The organism is Paracoccaceae bacterium, from assembly GCA_033344815.1.
In the GTDB taxonomy this organism is placed as follows: Bacteria; Pseudomonadota; Alphaproteobacteria; order Rhodobacterales; family Rhodobacteraceae; genus Roseobacter.
The window spans coordinates 2,114,038-2,132,019 of the sequence record JAWPMR010000001.1 but is presented as its reverse complement, the minus strand read 5'-3'; the positions used below and the strand labels follow the sequence as shown (position 1 = coordinate 2,132,019).

At 55.5% G+C, this 17,982-nt stretch carries 15 protein-coding genes; 6 read left to right on the top strand and 9 right to left on the bottom strand.

From position 1 onward, the window contains the following. Window positions 1-281: 281 nt before the first annotated feature. Genes R8G34_09910 through R8G34_09900 form a run of 3 tightly spaced genes read right to left on the bottom strand, consistent with a single transcriptional unit; the run spans window position 282 to window position 2,331 of the window. On the bottom strand, window positions 282-1,076 hold the full coding sequence (locus R8G34_09910) for a metal ABC transporter permease (GenBank protein ID MDW3223184.1): 795 nt from the start codon (window positions 1,074-1,076) through the stop codon (window positions 282-284). Next, entirely contained in the window at window positions 1,076-1,819 is a 744-nt protein-coding gene (locus R8G34_09905; protein MDW3223183.1) for a metal ABC transporter ATP-binding protein, read from the bottom strand. The genes R8G34_09910 and R8G34_09905 overlap by 1 nt, the downstream gene beginning before the upstream one ends. Further along, entirely contained in the window at window positions 1,816-2,331 is a 516-nt protein-coding gene (locus R8G34_09900; GenBank protein ID MDW3223182.1) for a Fur family transcriptional regulator, read from the bottom strand. Before R8G34_09900 ends, R8G34_09905 begins: the two co-directional genes overlap by 4 nt. Before the next feature lie 56 nt (window positions 2,332-2,387). On the opposite strand from R8G34_09900, the gene R8G34_09895 reads away from it, so the two are divergent. Then, window positions 2,388-3,413, top strand: coding sequence for a zinc ABC transporter substrate-binding protein (locus tag R8G34_09895; GenBank protein ID MDW3223181.1), 1,026 nt, complete (start codon window positions 2,388-2,390; stop codon window positions 3,411-3,413). Between the two features lie 710 nt (window positions 3,414-4,123). Here the strand turns inward: R8G34_09895 and R8G34_09890 are convergent. Genes R8G34_09890 through R8G34_09880 form a run of 3 tightly spaced genes read right to left on the bottom strand, consistent with a single transcriptional unit; the run spans window position 4,124 to window position 7,606 of the window. Beyond that, window positions 4,124-5,149 (bottom strand): ABC transporter substrate binding protein, encoded by a 1,026-nt coding sequence (locus R8G34_09890; protein MDW3223180.1) that lies wholly within the window; start codon window positions 5,147-5,149, stop codon window positions 4,124-4,126. Window positions 5,150-5,161: 12 nt separating this feature from the next. After that, entirely contained in the window at window positions 5,162-6,688 is a 1,527-nt protein-coding gene (locus R8G34_09885) for an SLC13 family permease (protein ID MDW3223179.1), read from the bottom strand. A 57-nt stretch (window positions 6,689-6,745) separates the two neighbouring features. Then, complete coding sequence (locus tag R8G34_09880; protein ID MDW3223178.1) at window positions 6,746-7,606, bottom strand: sulfotransferase family protein; 861 nt, start codon at window positions 7,604-7,606, stop codon at window positions 6,746-6,748. Between the two features lie 667 nt (window positions 7,607-8,273). Here R8G34_09880 and R8G34_09875 point away from each other — a divergent pair. The 5 genes from R8G34_09875 (at window position 8,274) to R8G34_09855 (ending at window position 14,052) form a co-directional block, all read left to right on the top strand. Further along, window positions 8,274-11,042, top strand: a complete 2,769-nt coding sequence (locus R8G34_09875) for a right-handed parallel beta-helix repeat-containing protein (GenBank protein ID MDW3223177.1) — start codon at window positions 8,274-8,276, stop codon at window positions 11,040-11,042. A gap of 476 nt (window positions 11,043-11,518) precedes the next feature. Then, complete coding sequence (locus R8G34_09870) at window positions 11,519-11,887, top strand: nitrile hydratase subunit beta (GenBank protein ID MDW3223176.1); 369 nt, start codon at window positions 11,519-11,521, stop codon at window positions 11,885-11,887. Next, window positions 11,884-12,186: a nitrile hydratase subunit beta gene (locus R8G34_09865; GenBank protein MDW3223175.1), complete on the top strand. Its 303-nt coding sequence runs from the start codon at window positions 11,884-11,886 to the stop codon at window positions 12,184-12,186. Before R8G34_09870 ends, R8G34_09865 begins: the two co-directional genes overlap by 4 nt. Beyond that, a complete protein-coding gene (locus tag R8G34_09860) occupies window positions 12,176-12,808 on the top strand; it encodes a nitrile hydratase subunit alpha (protein MDW3223174.1) in 633 nt (210 codons plus the stop codon). Before R8G34_09865 ends, R8G34_09860 begins: the two co-directional genes overlap by 11 nt. Then, window positions 12,802-14,052: an amidase gene (locus R8G34_09855; GenBank protein MDW3223173.1), complete on the top strand. Its 1,251-nt coding sequence runs from the start codon at window positions 12,802-12,804 to the stop codon at window positions 14,050-14,052. The genes R8G34_09860 and R8G34_09855 overlap by 7 nt, the downstream gene beginning before the upstream one ends. On the opposite strand, the gene R8G34_09850 is transcribed toward R8G34_09855, so the two are convergent. The 3 genes from R8G34_09850 to R8G34_09840 are packed head-to-tail and all read right to left on the bottom strand — an operon-like array spanning window position 14,053 to window position 17,982. Continuing rightward, window positions 14,053-14,526, bottom strand: a complete 474-nt coding sequence (locus R8G34_09850; GenBank protein ID MDW3223172.1) for a RidA family protein — start codon at window positions 14,524-14,526, stop codon at window positions 14,053-14,055. Beyond that, window positions 14,523-16,328: an allophanate hydrolase gene (gene atzF / locus R8G34_09845; GenBank protein MDW3223171.1), complete on the bottom strand. Its 1,806-nt coding sequence runs from the start codon at window positions 16,326-16,328 to the stop codon at window positions 14,523-14,525. The genes R8G34_09850 and atzF overlap by 4 nt, the downstream gene beginning before the upstream one ends. Window positions 16,329-16,350: 22 nt before the next feature. Further along, window positions 16,351-17,982, bottom strand: coding sequence for an ABC transporter ATP-binding protein (locus R8G34_09840; protein MDW3223170.1), 1,632 nt, complete (start codon window positions 17,980-17,982; stop codon window positions 16,351-16,353).

Below are 17,982 nucleotides of genomic sequence, written 5' to 3'. Positions count from 1 at the left end.
CAGTGCCTGAAATTCGGCAGTTAGATCATGTTGCTTGTGGTGTTCGATTGACGCCGATGCCGGGTTGTCATGCTGACTATGGCAAGTGAACAGGCCGGAATGAGTTGGCATAGCTATTGAGCGCGCCATTTTACTGGGCCAGAACGGATTGCTGCCGTGCAGTTCGTTGCGATGCGATTGCTGAAATCCAAAAAACTCAATCAGTGCCGGAAGTGGATTGACCGAAAGAGACCTATTGGATTTGGCTCGTTAACGAACGCTTCGAAAAGTAATCCACAGCTCTACCGCGCGGCTCCAAATCTCATGATCATGCTGGACAATATGAAAGTGACCGCTGCAATGCAGACAATCGATGGTCCCGCAGGTGTATCAAACACATAGGCTGTGCGCAGGCCGACAGCGGCAGACAGTATTCCGATCAAACCCGCGACGATGGCCATACCCTCGGGCGTCCGCGACAAGGGTCTTGCAGCAGCGGCGGGTATGATCAGCATGGCAGCGATAAGCAGAACCCCGACGACTTTGATGGCGACCGCGACTGTGACAGCCAGGGCGAATGTCAAAACCAACTGTTCCCGTTTGGGATCAATTCCGCTCGCATAAGCCAAATCTTCGTTCAGTGTTGAGGTCAGAAGAGCCGACCAGCGCCAACCAATGAGCAGCACGACCAGTACAGCCCCACCCCATATCACGGCAAGATCACTATGTGAGACGGCGAGGATATCGCCAAAGAGATAGGCCATTAGGTCGATCCTTATGCCGGACAGAAACGACACGGCCACAAGCCCAAAGGCCAGCGCGGAATGGGCCAGAACACCAAGCAATGTGTCCATCGCATATCCCCGACCTGATAATACACTGACCGTTAGCGCCATCAGCATTGCCACTGCCATGGTCCCTATGAAGATCGACATTGAGAACGCCAAAGACAAGGCAACGCCAAGGATCGCGGCATGTGCTGTGGCATCCCCGAAATAGGCCATCCGCCGCCAGACGACAAAACATCCCAAGGGTGCAGCTGCAATGGCGACGCCGATCCCAGCCAATGTGGCACGCACCATGAAATCGTCGAGCATTATTCTGCGGCCTCAGTGTGGTTGTGGTCGTCATGATCATGACCGTGATCATGTTCATGCCGGTAAAGCGCGAGCGCGCCACCGGTGCCGGTCCCAAATAATGCTCTGTACTCAGGTGCTGACGCTACGACGGCTGGCGTACCTTCACAGCAGACATGACCATTGAGGCAAATCACCCGGTCAGAGGCACTCATCACCACGTGCAATTCGTGGCTGATCATCAGGACAGCGCAGCCTGTTTCTTGACGCACGTTTTCGATTTGTTGGTAGAATGCGGATGAGCCACGCTGGTCCAACCCCTGCGTGGCTTCATCCAAAAGCAACAAATCAGGTCTTCCGATCAAAGCGCGCGCCAGCAAGACCCGTTGGAACTGCCCGCCGGACAGACGCGATAGTTGCGCATTGGAAAGATCGGGTACGCCCGCTTGGCTGAGCGCGTGATCTATGTCTGCAGGTGTCACACCTCCTGGCAATTTCAGGAATCTTGCAACGGTGATGGGTAAGGTTTCGTCGATGTGGAGCTTTTGGGGAACGTAGCCAATCTTCACGCCGCTTCCCCGTTCAACACGACCCTGAAAAGGTTTCACTGCCCCGATTATCGCGCGCAGCAAGCTGGTCTTGCCCGATCCGTTTGGCCCGACAATTGTGACAATCTCGCCCGGTGCGATGCTCAATGATACACGCGACAATACAGTCCTTGCGCCGTAGCGGAGGCTGAGGTCCTCGACCTGAACAAGGTTCATGTGTTTGCCTTGTCAACACAAGCGGGGCAAACGCCCTCGGCCTCGACCACGGTTCGTTCGATGCGAAAACCAGTGGCGCGGGCGGCGTCGCCCAAAGCGCCGCGCGCGGGCGACGAGTGTGTTTCAGCAACGGCATCGCACAGACGGCATATCATGAATGCGGGCGTATGGGCGTGGCTGGGATGAACGCAGGCAATGAAGGCATTTAGCCGTTCAATCTTATGGGCCAATCCGTTTGCAACAAGAAAATCCAAAGCGCGATAGGCAACAGGTGGCTGGGATCCAAATCCATCTTCTCTTAGCCGATCAAGAATCGTGTACGCACCAAGGGCGCGGTGCCCTTGCAGCAAGATCTCGAGTACCTTTCGACGAACAGGCGTGAAACGAAGCCCGTCTGACGCGCAACGGGCCTCTGCTGCAGCAAGCGTGTCGCTGACACACGCACCATGATCATGGTGCGCGAACCCGAGGGGACCATCTCCAGCTTCTCTCTTTTTGGACTCACTTGTCATGTTATTACATTTTGTTTATTGAGCTCGTAATGTTATAAAATCACATGGAGACCCCGATGTCCAGAACGCTTCTCGCCCTCTCGCTGACGACTGCTTTGATGGGGGGAACCGCTTTCGCCGAAACGCCACGGGTCGCCGTTGACATCGCCCCGGTTCATTCATTGGTTGCAAGGGTAATGGAAGGTGTCGGTATGCCCGATCTAATTGTTCAGTCGGGTGCCAGCCCGCATGAATACAGCCTGCGTCCCTCCGAGGCGGCAGCGCTGCAAGACGCAGACCTTGTGTTTTGGATCGGTCCCGATCTGACGCCTTGGCTCACCGATACACTGGAAACTCTGGCGTCAGATGCAATCGTCACTGCCTTGCTCGAGGCAGATGGTACGATCGAACTAGAATTCCGTGAGAACGCGCTTTTTGAAGCGCATAATCATGATGATCACAGCGACGAAGACCACGCAAAACACGCGGATGAAGACGGCCACAAGCATCATGATGATCACGCTGACGAGGCGCATGACGATCATGACGACCATGATGGGGCGACCGCCGGGCATGAAGGACATGACCACGGCGCTCATGATCCTCATGCTTGGTTGGCACCGAAAAATGCAATGACATGGCTGAATGTAATTGCAGGGCAACTTTCTGCCGCCGACCCCGACAATGCAGGGGCATACTTTGCCAATGCGGCGGCGGGCCGTACTGAGATCGACGCCTTGATAAGCGAAGTCCATGCGACCCTGGAAACGGTTCGTGGGGGGCAGTTCATCGTTTTTCACGACGCTTATCAGTACTTTGAAGCCGACTTTGATTTCCCGGCAGCTGGTGCAATCTCTATTGCCGATGCGTCTGATCCAAGCCCGGCGCGCATTGCCGAAATTCAGGCTCGTATTGCGGAAGAGGGTATCGATTGCGTGTTGGCAGAGCCTCAATTCAATCCGGGTCTCGTTGAGGCTGTGCTGGCTGGCACAGAGGCTCGGACGGGCATTCTTGATCCACTTGGATCTGATCTCGAACCGGGCATGGCACATTATCCCCAGCTTATCCGCAATCTGTCGACCGCCCTCGCCGACTGCATGTGACCGCATCCGTCTTGTCGCCTGCCTGACATCAGAGGCGGTCTCTGGTCACGGCGTGTAATGCTCTTTCTGAAACAAAACCATTTGCGATATGCCGTGGTGAGTCCCAAACGCATATCGCAAGGTGGCGTCGACTGACACCGGGTTCTATGCATGTTTTCGTGGCCACATCTCCAGATTGTTGTTTGCACACTAAGAATCAGATCGGTCATCGACGTCTCGGCGCTTTTGTGAAGACGTGGCGCCCTGCGCGCAGACTGACGGCTTGGTCAAATTTCAAATTGACTTTCACTACGGGTCATAAAAGCCATAGACGTTAATTGTGGGCGGTTATGGGCAACACCCGGGTAGCAGTAAACTACTGATTCCGCGATTTTGATGTCGCGATCTTGCGCTAAGCACCACGGGATGGGATTAGCCTCAGACGGTATTCTCGGCCTGATGCACATCCACTTCCAATATCTATGCAGGCGTCTGGTGCGCGGGATCGTCTGGAACGGCTTTGCCATTCTTCAAATCAGCCTTACGTCGCATTTGGCGCGCATGCGCTCCTCTATGATATCTGGACTTGTCACTTCCGAAAGGTCAACCCGTTTTGGGGCTGTTGTGCTGCATGCATCACCACAACGCCCGCCTTCCCAACCCGGGCATTGTACCGAAACACGACGGACACCACCTTGGATGCCCTTACCGAAATGGAACCGGCTGGGCTGCTACCGGAACGTATCCGTGGCACGGGAAAACGCTTCATAGACCTGCGGCAAAACCAGATTGTGGCGGGCTAAGCGCTCCTTAGACATGGAGACCAAGAATTGCAGGTTGTCGCGGGGTGGTATGTCGGCCGGAGGCTGCCCACTGATGATGGCTGCTGCAATTTCCGCCGCTATTTGACCCTGCTCAATGGGAGATGCGCCAACAGAAAATGTTGCGCCGTCTTCTGTATTGAAAACATTCATCCCGATAACTGGGACGCCGGCATTTGCTTCTGTCCATGCCATTACCTCGCTTGCAGGAACGAAAGAAGGATCCTCATCAGAGCGTTTAAGTTGCCGGTAGTTGGTCACGATGATCAAGTCGGCCATGTCTTTGGTTTGCGCAACTTCGTCCTGCCAGTTGGGAAAATTATCGACAGCGACGGAGGCCGTATATTCAAGCGGTGCCCAAGCAAAGCCGTCCACACTGGGCCTGTCCAGCAATACCGATGCGGAACGATCCATGATGTATCGGATCCGAATGGGCCTGCTGCCGTCCCACGGCGCACGCGGAGCCCCCTGATACTGGAGCGCAGTTATCGCATCACGCACCGGGCCCATGGCACGATTTTCCCGGATTCCGGTTACGTTCTTGCCGCTGTCGTAGCCAAAAGAGGAAACGGGCCCGTTGATACCAGCATAGACAATTTTGATCTCTGGGTGGTCTGTGTAGTCTTGCATCACCAGCGCGTGGGCCAGGTTATCAATGGCGATGACCACGTCGGGCTTCCAACGCTCCACCGCACCCTGCGCCTGCACACCCGCGCGGCGCAATGAATCCTCGTCGGAGAATTTCTTGGTATACATGAAATGTGAGTTGATGTGCACATCGCTCCAACTGCGTGTGACTCGTTCCAGGCCCTCTATAACGCCGGCAGTCCACGCATAGTCGGGTTCATAACTCTGCAAAATCAACACTCTCGGTTTGCCCGCATGGTAAGAAAGAGCGCCCGCCAAGAGTATCAGGATCACAACTATGCTCAGCATGCGCGCCATGTCTCAGAGCACCCCCATGCTTTTCCAAAAAGGGATCGACACATATATCGCACCGATACGCAGGCCCAAGATCGCGATGCGTTGGATGGTCAATCTGGTGAGGGAAATGGTGCGATCAGGATTCCGGCCAATCGTCGTAGCGTTGCGGTAGGCCACATGCATCGGAGACTGAAAATCAAATATCAATGCATCATTCAGCATCAAGATCGAAAAACCAACGACCCAGGCAGAGACGCCTGATGCCTCGGCAAGAGGCAAGAGAGCGGTCACAAGAACCAGGGTGACGGCGGTCTGCGGGACAACAATGCGCGCGGCCACGATGACACCTGCAAGGATCAGGACGAAGGTTCCGAAATCCTGCCGTAGTATATCACCCAGCCAGGAAATTTCGGAAACCAGCAAGTCGGTCAGGCCCAAGAACGCCGCCGTGTTGGTGAAACCAACCAAGGCCCCAAGCAGGAAGATGAACGACCAATCAATCTCAGAAACAAAGTCCGACTTTTGCATGATCTGCACGCTGAAAAGCAATCCAAGGATCAGAAAGGCCAGCACGGGCGCGGGGATCAGGTGAATCGGCGTTGTCAGAACGCCAATACCAAGCAGCACGATACCACTGATGGCGCCCCATTCCCGCTGTGATAAGGGCCCAGCCTGCTCCTTGGACGAGGACGTTTGGTCATTTTCTATCGACTGATTGTTGGCCAAAGACTGGAATTCCTGACGCGACAGCGGTTTTGTCGTCTCGCCAATCCCTTCGGTTTCGGACTTGCGAATTTTGGTGGCGTCAAAAGCCACCAGCAATACAATCATCACATACCCCACAACCATCACGCCGATGGCAACGGACGACGCAATCACCCAATCCACGAATTGAAAGGCGACCCGCTCCTGTTGCGGTAGCATTGAGTAGACAATCAGATTAACTGGGGCTGCTGTCAGAAAGGCAGCTGTCAGCAGAGTGACCCCGTCCAACCCGCTCATGAAAATAAGCGAGCGGCCGCGCTTGCCGATTTGACCGCCGACGCGTTCTTCCAATTGCGCCACCAAGGGGGCGACAACAGCCAATCGGCCAGCGGGTGACGGTAGAAAAGGCGTTAACAGAAGCCCGCCAAAAAACAACGTGCCTGCATAGGCCATGACATTTCCCGGCAAACGTTGAATCATCAGAGCGGCGCACCGGTTCACCAGACCGGACGTGCGAATAAGGGCACCAAGGCCAAGAATGGCTATGATGAGCAGATAGCCATAAGAAGCAAAACCGCTAAGCACAATCTCCGGAGGGGCTGCACCAACCAGTAGGATCATCACGACCGCGAGCAATCCGGGTACAAAATCTGGCAGCAGGCTGAACGGCCACATCACCAGAGGAAGGGAAATAATCGCCAGAAAAACAGCAGAGTTAGAAGGCATACCGGCATCGCGCAACATGAAGAACGCACCAAACGGCACGAACAGACATAGGGACCAACCAATGATCTCGATTGCCTGATGTGGTTTGGACTGCGCCGGAGGTTCAATACGTTCTGTCATCCTGGGAAACATCCCACCTTTATGTTGCCATGTTGCGCCTGCGGTTTTTTGACGGCCTCAGCATACATCATCAACACAATCCTTGCCGTGAACAGTTTGAATATGATCACAGACAGCAAGCTCCTGCGACAGCGCGTGATAGGCATCGATTGCACCGGCACGCTTCAGTAACATGCGATCTGTTGCGTCCAGAGAGCCGTTTGAGGCAATCGGATGAATTCTACGTGCCGCAATCACGGGATCATGGGCCCCCGGAGTTACGAAGACATCTGGTTCATCTGGCATAAAAACGCCGGAGCCGGCCTCGCCAAATCCCTGTTTTTCGATCCAATCATCCAGGGCTTCGGCAGGGAAATCCAAGTTTAGCATTTCAAAAAGCGATCTCATTGCCAGCAATGGCTCAGCCGAAAATTGCGCATGGCGCAGAGACTGCACGCTCACTCCGTGAGCCCTGGCGGTTTTGACGCATTTGAGACACGCGTGCCATGCATCCGCGAATAGCGTCGGAGAGGTTTGCGCGGACCAGTGTTTTTGCCAAGATAACCAAACGGCAGCCGGATCGCGCATTAGGACAACCAAATTGATACGCTCTGCGGGCAAGCCGACGGCGAGCAAACACTCAAGCGGATCATAGGTTGTCTCTTCCAGGCGGAAGGGGCCGAAGGTTTCTTTCAAGAATACCGTTTTCTGATCAATTTCAGACGGGACTTCCCAAGGGCGCCTCTCGCCTAGCAACCCCCATCTGAGAGCGTTTTTGATCGGTTGGAAGAACGCAGCGACACCGGCATGACCAAATGCGCGCAGCATAATCGTGGAGCCGCTGCGGCACGGGCAAACCAACAACATCACCTGTTTTGGCATCGCGTCGGCAGTGGAAACCAGAGGATGGCGCCCGATTGTAAAAATGTCATTTGTCAAAACTTGTTTCCAAATGCCCAAAGGACAAGATGATACTACAATACATGGAAAAGGGCCTAAGTCATTCGCCAATTAGGTGTATTTGGTTTCACATTCCCGTTCGTTTGAAAAGTTGTCCACACCAAGGGTGGGTCCGCTAAGGACTAAAGTTTTGGCAGGCAACGGTTTTACACTAGTGATCCCGACGGCATAAGAAATCTGCTAAAACGCCGTCGCTTGAGTGCACTTTTCAATGTGATCTTTCTTATCGTCGGAACCTTCCCGGCATTCCAAACGGATCTGGTCCAGTCGGGGCCTGTAAATGAGATATGGGAACCGGCTCGCTACGCCCAAGTGCATTTTTTTTGAGCGCTGCCAACCGCCGAACCAAAACGGTGTGTCTGCGAAGTCAGAGTAATCTGCTGAGCACATGAGTGAGTTTAAATAACTGATCACAAATGAAAAATTCATCTAATTCATGGAAATTGGCAAAATCTGGCGCGGTCTTTACAAGATTTTCGACGTGCTGATACGGCCCTGATCTGCGGTGTTCCGCGCATTTTTCAGGATCCCACGCCTGACTGGTTTGAAACCTGTCTGGAATGCATCTAAACGCGCAAATGAATACTCGTAATACGGGAATAAGTGTAAAGTTATTCCTCTTCTTTTCAGGACGGAGCAGAAAAAAATGGCGCAAGGTAGGTCTTTATTGGTGTCCAAAGATGGGACCGCATCTGCAGATCACGATGCGACTTTCACTACAATTCCCGCGGCGCTGGCATATGCAGGCGCGGGCGATACCATTCAAATCGAGGCCGGTACATATCGCCCTTTTGAGGTCAACAAATCAGGTACTGCCGACAATCCGATCCGGATTGAATCTCTGTCGGGCAAACGGGACGTTTTGATTGATGGACAAGATGCCACTGGCAACGCGTTGATCAGTATTTCAGGTCAAAGCCATGTTTCGGTTTCGGGGTTTCATCTTAAGAATGCACCGAACATCGGCTTTTACGTCGAAGGCTCGGACGCGATAAGCCGCGACATCACTTTTGAAAACAATCTTGTAGATACGACGGGTAATTCGGGCATTCACATCAATGGGGTCGACATGGCGGGCCTCGCGGCGCTGGACACCTACTATTTGCAGGACGTTGTTATTCGAGGCAACGAAGTCACGAATACCAATACGCCAAACGGCGTGAACGAAGCTATCGCGGTTGGCGCCGGCGTTGACGGTTTCGTGATTGAAAACAACCATGTCCACAATACCGACCAATACGGTATTGACGTGAAGGCGGGTGCCAAGAACGGGCGGATTGCCGACAATACGATCCACAATGTCGAGCTTCACGGTATATACATTGATGCCGGTAGCCGCACGATTGACAACATTGTTGTCGAGGGCAATGAAATTCGCGACGCCAACAGTGGGATCGTCATCGCGCGGGAGTCCAGACGAGATCCTGAAAATCCCAATCTTTTTGACATCGATGTCATCAACAATCAGATATCAAACGTTACGGAATTTGGTATTCTGCTATATCGGCATGTCGATGACAGCGGTGCAGGAGCAATTGAGCGCGTCAGTATACGGTCGAACGTGATCGAAGATGCAGGTTCTGACGGCATACGTGTTGCGAACATCGACGGTTTTTCCGAGGACATTTCTATAACCGACAACGTTATCACCGGTTCCGGCAGGGCGATTTGGGAAAACTCGAACGTTCTGCTTGCGAACAATCAGACGGCGGGGCTCGAAGTCAAGCGCGTGGCGCCGAGCGATCAGACGGACCTATGGAGTAGAAATGGCCATGACCTGCTCCACGGTACTGCAGGCAATGATCGTCTGTGGAGTCTGTCTGGAGATGACAGGATCATGGCGTACCAAGGGTCTGATACGATCAATTCTGGACAGGGCGATGACCTGATTTATGCGGGGTATGGGGATGATTTCGTAGTTGCAGCTCATGGCGACGATAAGATTTGGGCGGGAGAAGGAAACGATACGGTCAGAGGTTATGCCGGTGACGATTTGGTTTATGGCGGCGGCGGCGCAGATACGATCATCCTCGGTGAGGGCGATGATATCGCCTACGGCGAAGGCGGAAACGACAAAATCGAAGGTGGTGGCGGACACGACAGGATCTGGGGTTCGGCAGGAGCCGACCGGCTGGAAGGCGGTGGTGGCGATGATGTGATTGGCGGTGGCTGGGGCGATGACAGGATTCTGGGCGGATCGGGCGCGGATGAAATCAGCGGCGATGCCGGGCGTGATTTGATTTATGGTGGTGCTGGCGATGATACCGTCCGGGCTGGCGAGGGGAACGACGAGATCCATGCGGGTGACGGAAACGATATTGTGCTCGGTGGTGCGGGTGGCGACCGACTGGACGGCGAAGCAGGAGATGACGAACTCTACGGAGGGGACGGAAACGACGCCATCTGGGGCGGAGACGGAGACGATACCATTCGTGGCCAGAGTGGCAATGACACGCTGGGGGGCGGTGCCGGCAATGACACCATCTATGGTGAAGGCGGAAATGATATCGTCGATGCAGGATCGGGTCGCGATGTGGTTGAAGGTGGCGCAGGCAACGATATCCTGCGCGGCGAGGCGGACGATGATACGCTGCGCGGTGCCGACGGCGTTGACACGCTGAACGGCGGCAGCGGAGATGACACGCTTTACGGCGGCAGCGGAGCGGATAACCTGACGGGCTCCACCGGACAGGATCGCCTCTTTGGGGACGGCGGCGATGACGTGCTTTTGGGCGACAGTGATAATGACATGCTGCGCGGCGGAGAGGGCAACGACACACTGCGAGGGGGCGCCGGGGATGATATTCTTTTCGGAGGATCTGGTGCGGATCTGCTTTTTGGTGCCGGGGGCAAAGATCTCATTCACGGCGGAACGGGTGATGACCTGCTGGAGGGCGGGGGTGACGATGATCTCCTGCGGGGCGAGGCGGGTGATGATACTCTGCGGGCAGGCGACGGGGCTGACACCCTCTTGGGCGGCTCTGGCAACGACAAGCTTGTTGGCGGGGGAGGGGACGACTTGCTTGAGGGGGGGCTTGGACAGGATGTGCTGCGCGGCCAAGCGGGCAGCGATGTCTTTGTATTTGCAAACAAGAATGCGTCCGTCCTCGGTGCCATGGACCTCATTGACGGGATGGACGGTGTCGGTCAGGCAGGTGGTGACCGGATCAATTTATCGGGCATTGACGCCAATGCTGGGCGGGCTGGAGAGGATAGTTTCAACTTTCTGGGAGAACTCACAACATCTGCAGGTCTTTTACAGGGTGCGGGTGCTCTGTGGTTGGAAAACGACAGCGGCACAACCATGGTTTTTGGACTGACAAACGGCGATGATCAGATCGATTTTGCCATCGCGATCAAAGACGGCCCCAACATCTCGGCGTCGGATTATATTGCCAGTGATTTTCTGTTGTGAAGTAGTGTGGTACCTTGCATCTGCGTGCCGCGATTGAAAACATCTGAAAAAGTGAGCCCTCCCGGTGATCCATGCCGCCCGCGCGACTTGGTTCCGGTTGATGTGTCGTCTGGGCGTCGAACGTGGCCTCGACCCAGCGGGTTTTTGCGTCTGCGCGCCCCCTGTTCTTTTCAAGCGAGCCAGGTATTTTGAGATAAGACATTGATGCCACATTGGGTTGCGCTGATACGCGCGGTGCATGGGTCTTAGTGCTCTGATCGATGCGCGCCTCAACTGCTTGAAATTGTGGCTTTTTCGGGCAACGCTGGTAAAGTTGACATCCTAACCTCTGCAGGAAATCCGAAAAAAAGTTCCACATCAATTCGGTGTTCAACTTACGCTGTCCGGGTCGGGAACCTTCCGACGTCCTGTGACCTTTGAAGGTTGTGGCAAAATTCGCATCAGTTTGCTGCAAAAATAACAGTGGCACTTTGAGCATGGCGCTACCATCCTCTGGGTATGGAGAGGGTTTGAATGTCGAACGAAAAGGGATCCAAAGGTATCATGACGTCGGCGGAGATCAGGCGGGCGACATCCCAATGGTCGAACTGCTCTGGATGCACCGGGAAAAACAGGTTGAGGCCATCAGGACTCTATTGGGCGATTGCACGGGCAGAATTGTTTCTCCGGATGAAGTCCAGCGTGGTTTTGAAAGCTTTGGCCTTAAAAAATACAACAGCTTGTCCTTTTACAGGCGTCGGCTGGAAGCAATGACGTATACCCTGACTGAAAAAGGGATCGTCTCGGGACGAGATTTCGACGGCGCGACTCACGCGCGGTGGTCCGATCCCGACAACGGTCAATGACACGTTTTTCGCCCGGAGACCCGGTGCGAGGGCTTGAACTCGAAAAGGCAGGACATGTTCGCATTCCTTATTACACCCGCACACAGGTGGGACGTATCGAAGAATGCTGCGGAACCTATTTGCACCCGGAAGAGCTTGCCGTTGGCAATACCGCGGGACAGGCCATTGGTCTTTATCGCGTTACATTTGCTCAAACCCAACTTTGGCCAGACGATGTGCACCCGAGACGAGATCGGCCTGTCCTAGAAATCTACGATCAGCGGTTGCCACCCGCAGAGGAGGTCCCACATGCCCCATGATCACACCCACAAGCAGCATGAAGCTCTGACTGTGGAAGATGAAGCCGGGAACATCGAGGCACAAATCATTGTGGATGGCTTGCAGGAGTTCCTTTCAAAAAAGGGTCTCTTGACCGCGCGAGAGGTGACGTCGGCAATTGAAAAGCTGGAAAGCCCGGGCATCCGTCTGGGGGCCCGGGTGGTTGCGAAGGCCTGGACCGATCCCAACTATAAACAGCGCCTTCACAAAGACGGCCGTGCGGCAGTGCAAGCGCTTGATATCCCGGTCACGGAGGCACGGATCATCGTCGTTGAAAACGCGCCGACCCTGCATAATTCAATCACCTGCACGTTATGTTCCTGCTATCCTCGGTCGATACTCGGGCAGCCCCCATCATGCTATAATTCCAAGGCGTATCGCGCACGCTCCGTACGTAAGCCACACCGTGTGCTTTCTGAATTTAGAATTGAGCTACCAAAGGACATGCAACTGATTGTTCATGACGGCAATGCGGATATGCGGTATCTGGTCTTGCCAGAACCACCAGCGAACGCGGCAAAACATGCGCCGGTGGAACTGGAAGCGTTGGTTTCGCGGGATCATCTGATCGGCGTGACAAAAAATATCGCTGCACAATGCTGACAAAATCAGACATGAACGCCGGTCCGCTTGCGCAGGCCAAGCAAAGGATCAATCAATGGGATCCTCATATCCATGCGTTTGTTACAGTCATGGATGTAAACGAAGAGGGGGCCGACATGCATTCGGGCCCGCTTGCGGGTCTGACAGTCGGGATCAAGGATATCATTGATGTTGCGGGACTGCCCACCCGCAACGGGAGCGACGCTTGCCTGGATGCAAAACCCGCGAGTTGTGACGCTCCTGTGGTTGCGGCCTTGCGCGCTGCAGGTGCAAGTATTGTTGGCAAGACGACCACGACTGAATTCGCTTTCACTGACCCGACACCTTGCCGCAATCCCCATGATCTGCGCCGTTCACCCGGAGGTTCCAGCAGTGGCTCAGGTGCCGCCGTGGCCGCCGGTCTGGTTGATATCGCGCTTGGAACGCAAACGGCCGGGTCGCTTTGCCGTCCGGCCGCCTATTGCGGCGCAGTCGGGTTCAAACCTTCAGCAGGTGTTTTATCGATGGAAGGTGTGACACCCTTGGCGCACAGTTTTGACGCGGTCGGCATTATTGCCGGGTCTGTGGAAAAGGCGCAGATCGCATTTGAGGCGATGTCACCTGAGTGCGCCAATTCTGGTAACCTCGAAAAGGCGCGAGTGACCGCGACAAGCGGGTTGTGGAAAACCGATGTCGCACCACAGCAGGATGCCATAGCGGCGTTGCGCGACGCTGAACTGGCGGCAACTGGATCCGGGGTTCATCTCACCGCGCATCCGCTTGAAGCAGATGTTGACGCGATTGTAGATGCGCACCGGGTGGTCATGACTTCGGAAGCCGCCACCGCCCATGCTGGTATGTTACGGGGGGTGCGGGCGAAAATGCTGAAACAAAAATTTGCGGCAGGGCTTCGGGCGGGGATGTCGGTTTCGCGTGATGCTTTGGTGGCGGCCAAACAGCTTTTGGCGCAGGAAAAGACCGCCTTCTGGACAGGTATGTCGGAGATTGATGTTGTGATCACCTTGCCGGTACCCGAGGGTCCGCCCCTTATGGATGGCACGACTGGCTATCAGGACTGGTTAACGCCCTGGACGGTTTTTGGCGGCCCGCTTGTGTGTCTGCCTTGGGGATTGGATGGATTGGGGCGGCCCAGATCGGTAATGCTGGCGGCGCATCCGGGACAGGATGCATGGCTCTTAGCGTTCGCTGGAATGCTTGAGGCTTGTGCCCCAGATTTGCCCGCACCAAAACTGCCAACCGGGTAGTCAGCTTTTGAGGCGGACGATTGCATCTACCTCGACTGAGGCGTTGCCCGGCAGTCCGGACACACCAACTGCCGTGCGAGCGTGCCATCCCTGATCGCCAAAAGCCGCGATGAAAACTTCAGTGGCACCGTTGATTACCGCAGGACTGTGCGGAAACCCGGAGCCACAATTCACGAACCCGCCAAGTCGCAGGACAACATCTACTCGATCCAGATCTCCCTCGCAGGCCTCGCGGAGCCGATAAAGCAGGTTCAGCGCGCAAATCTGCGCCGCTGTTCGAGCAGTTTCAAGGGCTTCCGGGGTATCGGTGACAGGGCCGATATGTGTGACCTCTCCCGCCCATTCGCAGATCTGGCCGGAGAGATAGACAATAAGTCCATCCTTTCGAAACGGTAAAAACTGCCCGCGCGGTGTCCAGTCGGAAGGTAACTCGAAACCCAACTCAAACAGACGTTCTTCGGCGTGTGATGTCATGCCAGCGTGCTTTCACGGGCAAGGAAGCTGCGCCAGTCGCCAAGGGCTGTAATGTCTTTGGCACCTTTTATGCCTCGCGTTTCACATAGGAAGCCTTTCACAGTTGATCCATCTTCAAGCACAATGGTTCCAATGCCGAGCGGGGCCGGGATCCCCGCCAGAAACGTGCCAAGTTCAGTTTTGGGCACCGACCAGATTTCCAGTGCGATGGATCCGGAACCGGGCCCTTCGGCGTATATCAGGCCGGGTCTGGCAGGCGGCCCACCGGCCAGCGCGTAGAATTTATAATCCGGCGAAGAGCGCGTGGCGCGCTCAAACCGTGCGCCCAGATCGGTCAACTGCCAATTGAGCGGCAGTTCGCGCATATGCGCACCGCAAACAGCGAGATCAATGTGGTCGGATGCTGCTGCAGGCAACGGAGCGGGTGTTGTCACTGGATGCGTCGTGGCCCCCAAATTGCGCGTGCAGTCAACTTCGAATTCGCGTGCAACGGAAGCCACCAACGCGTCACCTCCCGCGCCGGCCAAAAGGGTGACACTGCCTGGTCGGCCATCGCTGCGCGGCGCTGTCGGAACGGCGATACCGCACATGTCGAGCAGGTTCACGAAATTTGTGTAGGTGCCATTGTTGGAATTGGGTGCAACGGGATCGGCCTCCAGATCAGCCACCGAATAAAACGTTGGGATCGTGGGCACACAGAGCATATCGAGGCCTTCCAACATTGGTTCTGCGGCACGTTTCAAATCTGCCAATCGATAGATACCCCGGAATGCATCTGCGGCAGACATGGTTTCTGCGTGTGTGATGATTTTGCGTGTCACGGGATGAATGGCTTGCGGATCGCGGCGGAGCAGATCGTCAATGACCGTGTAACGCTCGGCCACCCATGCGCCCTCATAGAGCATGCGCGCTATGGCGTGGAGTGGCTCAAAGTCGATGGGTTCAATAACCGCCCCGTTTGCGCACAGAATCGCGATATCCCGTTCAAAGGCTGCCCTTTGCACTTCATCCCCGAAAAATTCGATGGAGGCGGCATCCGGCACCCCGATCCGCAGGGGCATTTCCGGCTCTGACAGCGCCGCATGTTGCAAGGGTTTACTGTAGGCATCGGCTGGATCAAATCCGCGAGCCACCGCGAAGGCGGCATAGGCGTCATCCACGGTCAGGGCAAAGATCGACACCGTATCCAGCGTGCGACAGGCTGGCACAACACCGCTGGCTGAAAGGGCGCCCAGCGTTGGCTTGAGCCCCACGATATTGTTCAGCGCGGCGGGTACCCGGCCTGATCCGGCAGTATCCGTGCCCAACGAAAACGACACGATTCCATGCCCGACGATGACACCCGACCCACCGGATGATCCCCCCGGCACGATCTCGGGATCGACAGCGTTGAGTGGCGCACCGTAGGGCGTCCGCACACCCACCAGACCGGTCGCGAATTGATCAAGGTTTGTCTTCCCGATCATAATCGCTCCCGCGTCGCGCAGTTTAGCAATCACAAAGGCGTCTTTCTCAGGGGTATAGGCATAGGCGGGGCAGCCGGCTGTGGTTTCAATCCCCGCCACGTCGATATTGTCCTTGGCAGCAAAGGGGATGCCCCAGAGCGGTTTGTCCCCATCAAAATCGCCCAACGCTTCCGCCTCAGCCCGCAACCCATCCCTGTCGCGCAGATGAATGAAAATGCCCGGATCGCCGACTGCGTCAAGTCGTGCAAAGAGCTCGTCAATGACGTCTGCCGGGCGTGTTCCGGCAGCATAGGCGGCCCGCAGGGCGCTCATGGTAAAGGGCAGTTTGCTGAGCATTTTGGAGTCTCCGAATTGTGGATCAGCTGGCCTGACGGCGTTGTGGCGGTTTGGGTGCCGCTGCGATCAGGGATTTTGTGTAAGCGCTTTGCGGGTTGGACATGACGTTCTCTGCGCTGCCCTGTTCGACGATCTGACCGTCTTTCATGACGATCACATGGTCACATAACAAGCGGACAACATGCAGATCATGACTGACAAAAAGATAACTTAGGTTCAGTTTCGCGCGTAAATCTACCAATAGATTCAATACAACAGCCTGAATGGAGACATCCAGCGCCGCCGTGGGCTCATCCAGAATCAGGAACTTTGGATTGAGCGCAACAGCACGGGCAATGCCAACCCGCGCTTTCTGACCGCCCGACAATTGATGTGGAAACCGCTCCAGCAGTGGCAAGGGCAGCCCGACCAATTGCGCCAGATCCTCTATGCGCGCGGCCAACGCCGCGCCGCTCATATGTCCCAGCCGTCGCAGAGGCTCCGCAATGGTTTGGCGCGCAGTATGGCGCGGGTTCAAACTGTCTGTGGCGTCCTGAAATACCATCTGGATGTTCGCGCGCATCGCATCGCTGGCAAAGCGACGCGCCGCGGTTGCACCAATGTCCTGGCCTTCGAACAGGATCTCTCCATCTGTTGCGTCCAGCAACCGCACCAGAATTTCGGAAGTGGTGGATTTACCACATCCGCTTTCGCCGACCAACCCCACACATTGGCCCCGATTGATGGTGAAAGAAATGCCTTTGACCGCCTGTACCGGCCCCGACTTTCCAGCATAGGTCTTCACCAGATTGCGCACCTGCAACAGTGGCTGATCGCTTACTTCTACCACCAGTTCGCTGGCGCGATCCTCGGGGGGCAGCAGGCTGCGCACGCTCGCGCCTATCCGCGGCGTGGCATCCACCAACTTGCGACTATATGGATGCTGAGGTTCACTGAAAATCTGCACGGGATCGCCTTGTTCCACGATCACCCCATCCTTCATTACCAGAATGCGATCACAATACTGCGCAGCAAGCCCAAGGTCATGGGTGATCAGTATACTGCTCATGTCACGCGCCCGGATCAGGTCGCGCACAAGATCCATGACTGCCTTTTGAGTCGTGATATCGAGCCCCGTGGTCGGTTCATCTGCAATCAAAAGGCGTGGATCACAAGCCAGTGCCAGCGCGCAGACGATCCGCTGACACATGCCCCCTGAAAGCTCAAAAGGATAGGCATCATAGCGCGATTCGGGATCATTGATCCGAACGGCCTTCAACGCTTCAACAGCCTTGATGCGGGCGTCGTAGCGTGTCGCGCGGGCATGCTGGCGCAACACGTCCTCGATTTGATGCCCCACCTTGCGGATCGGGTTAAGCGCCGCGCGCGGGTTCTGAAAAATCATCGAAATTTCGCGCCCGCGAATGTTGCGCATGTCACGCTCTGCGGCGCGGCGCAAATCAACACCGGAATAGACGGCTTCGCCTGCTGTAATTGTGCCGCCCGCATCAAGAATACGCATCAAGGCATAAGATGTGACCGATTTGCCTGACCCGCTTTCTCCGACAATCCCGAGAATCTCGCCTTTGGATACTTCGAAACTTATGCCACGCACCGCGTCTACTGCGCCACGCCGGGTTTGGAATTTTACGCAGAGATCTTTGACGCTAAGCAT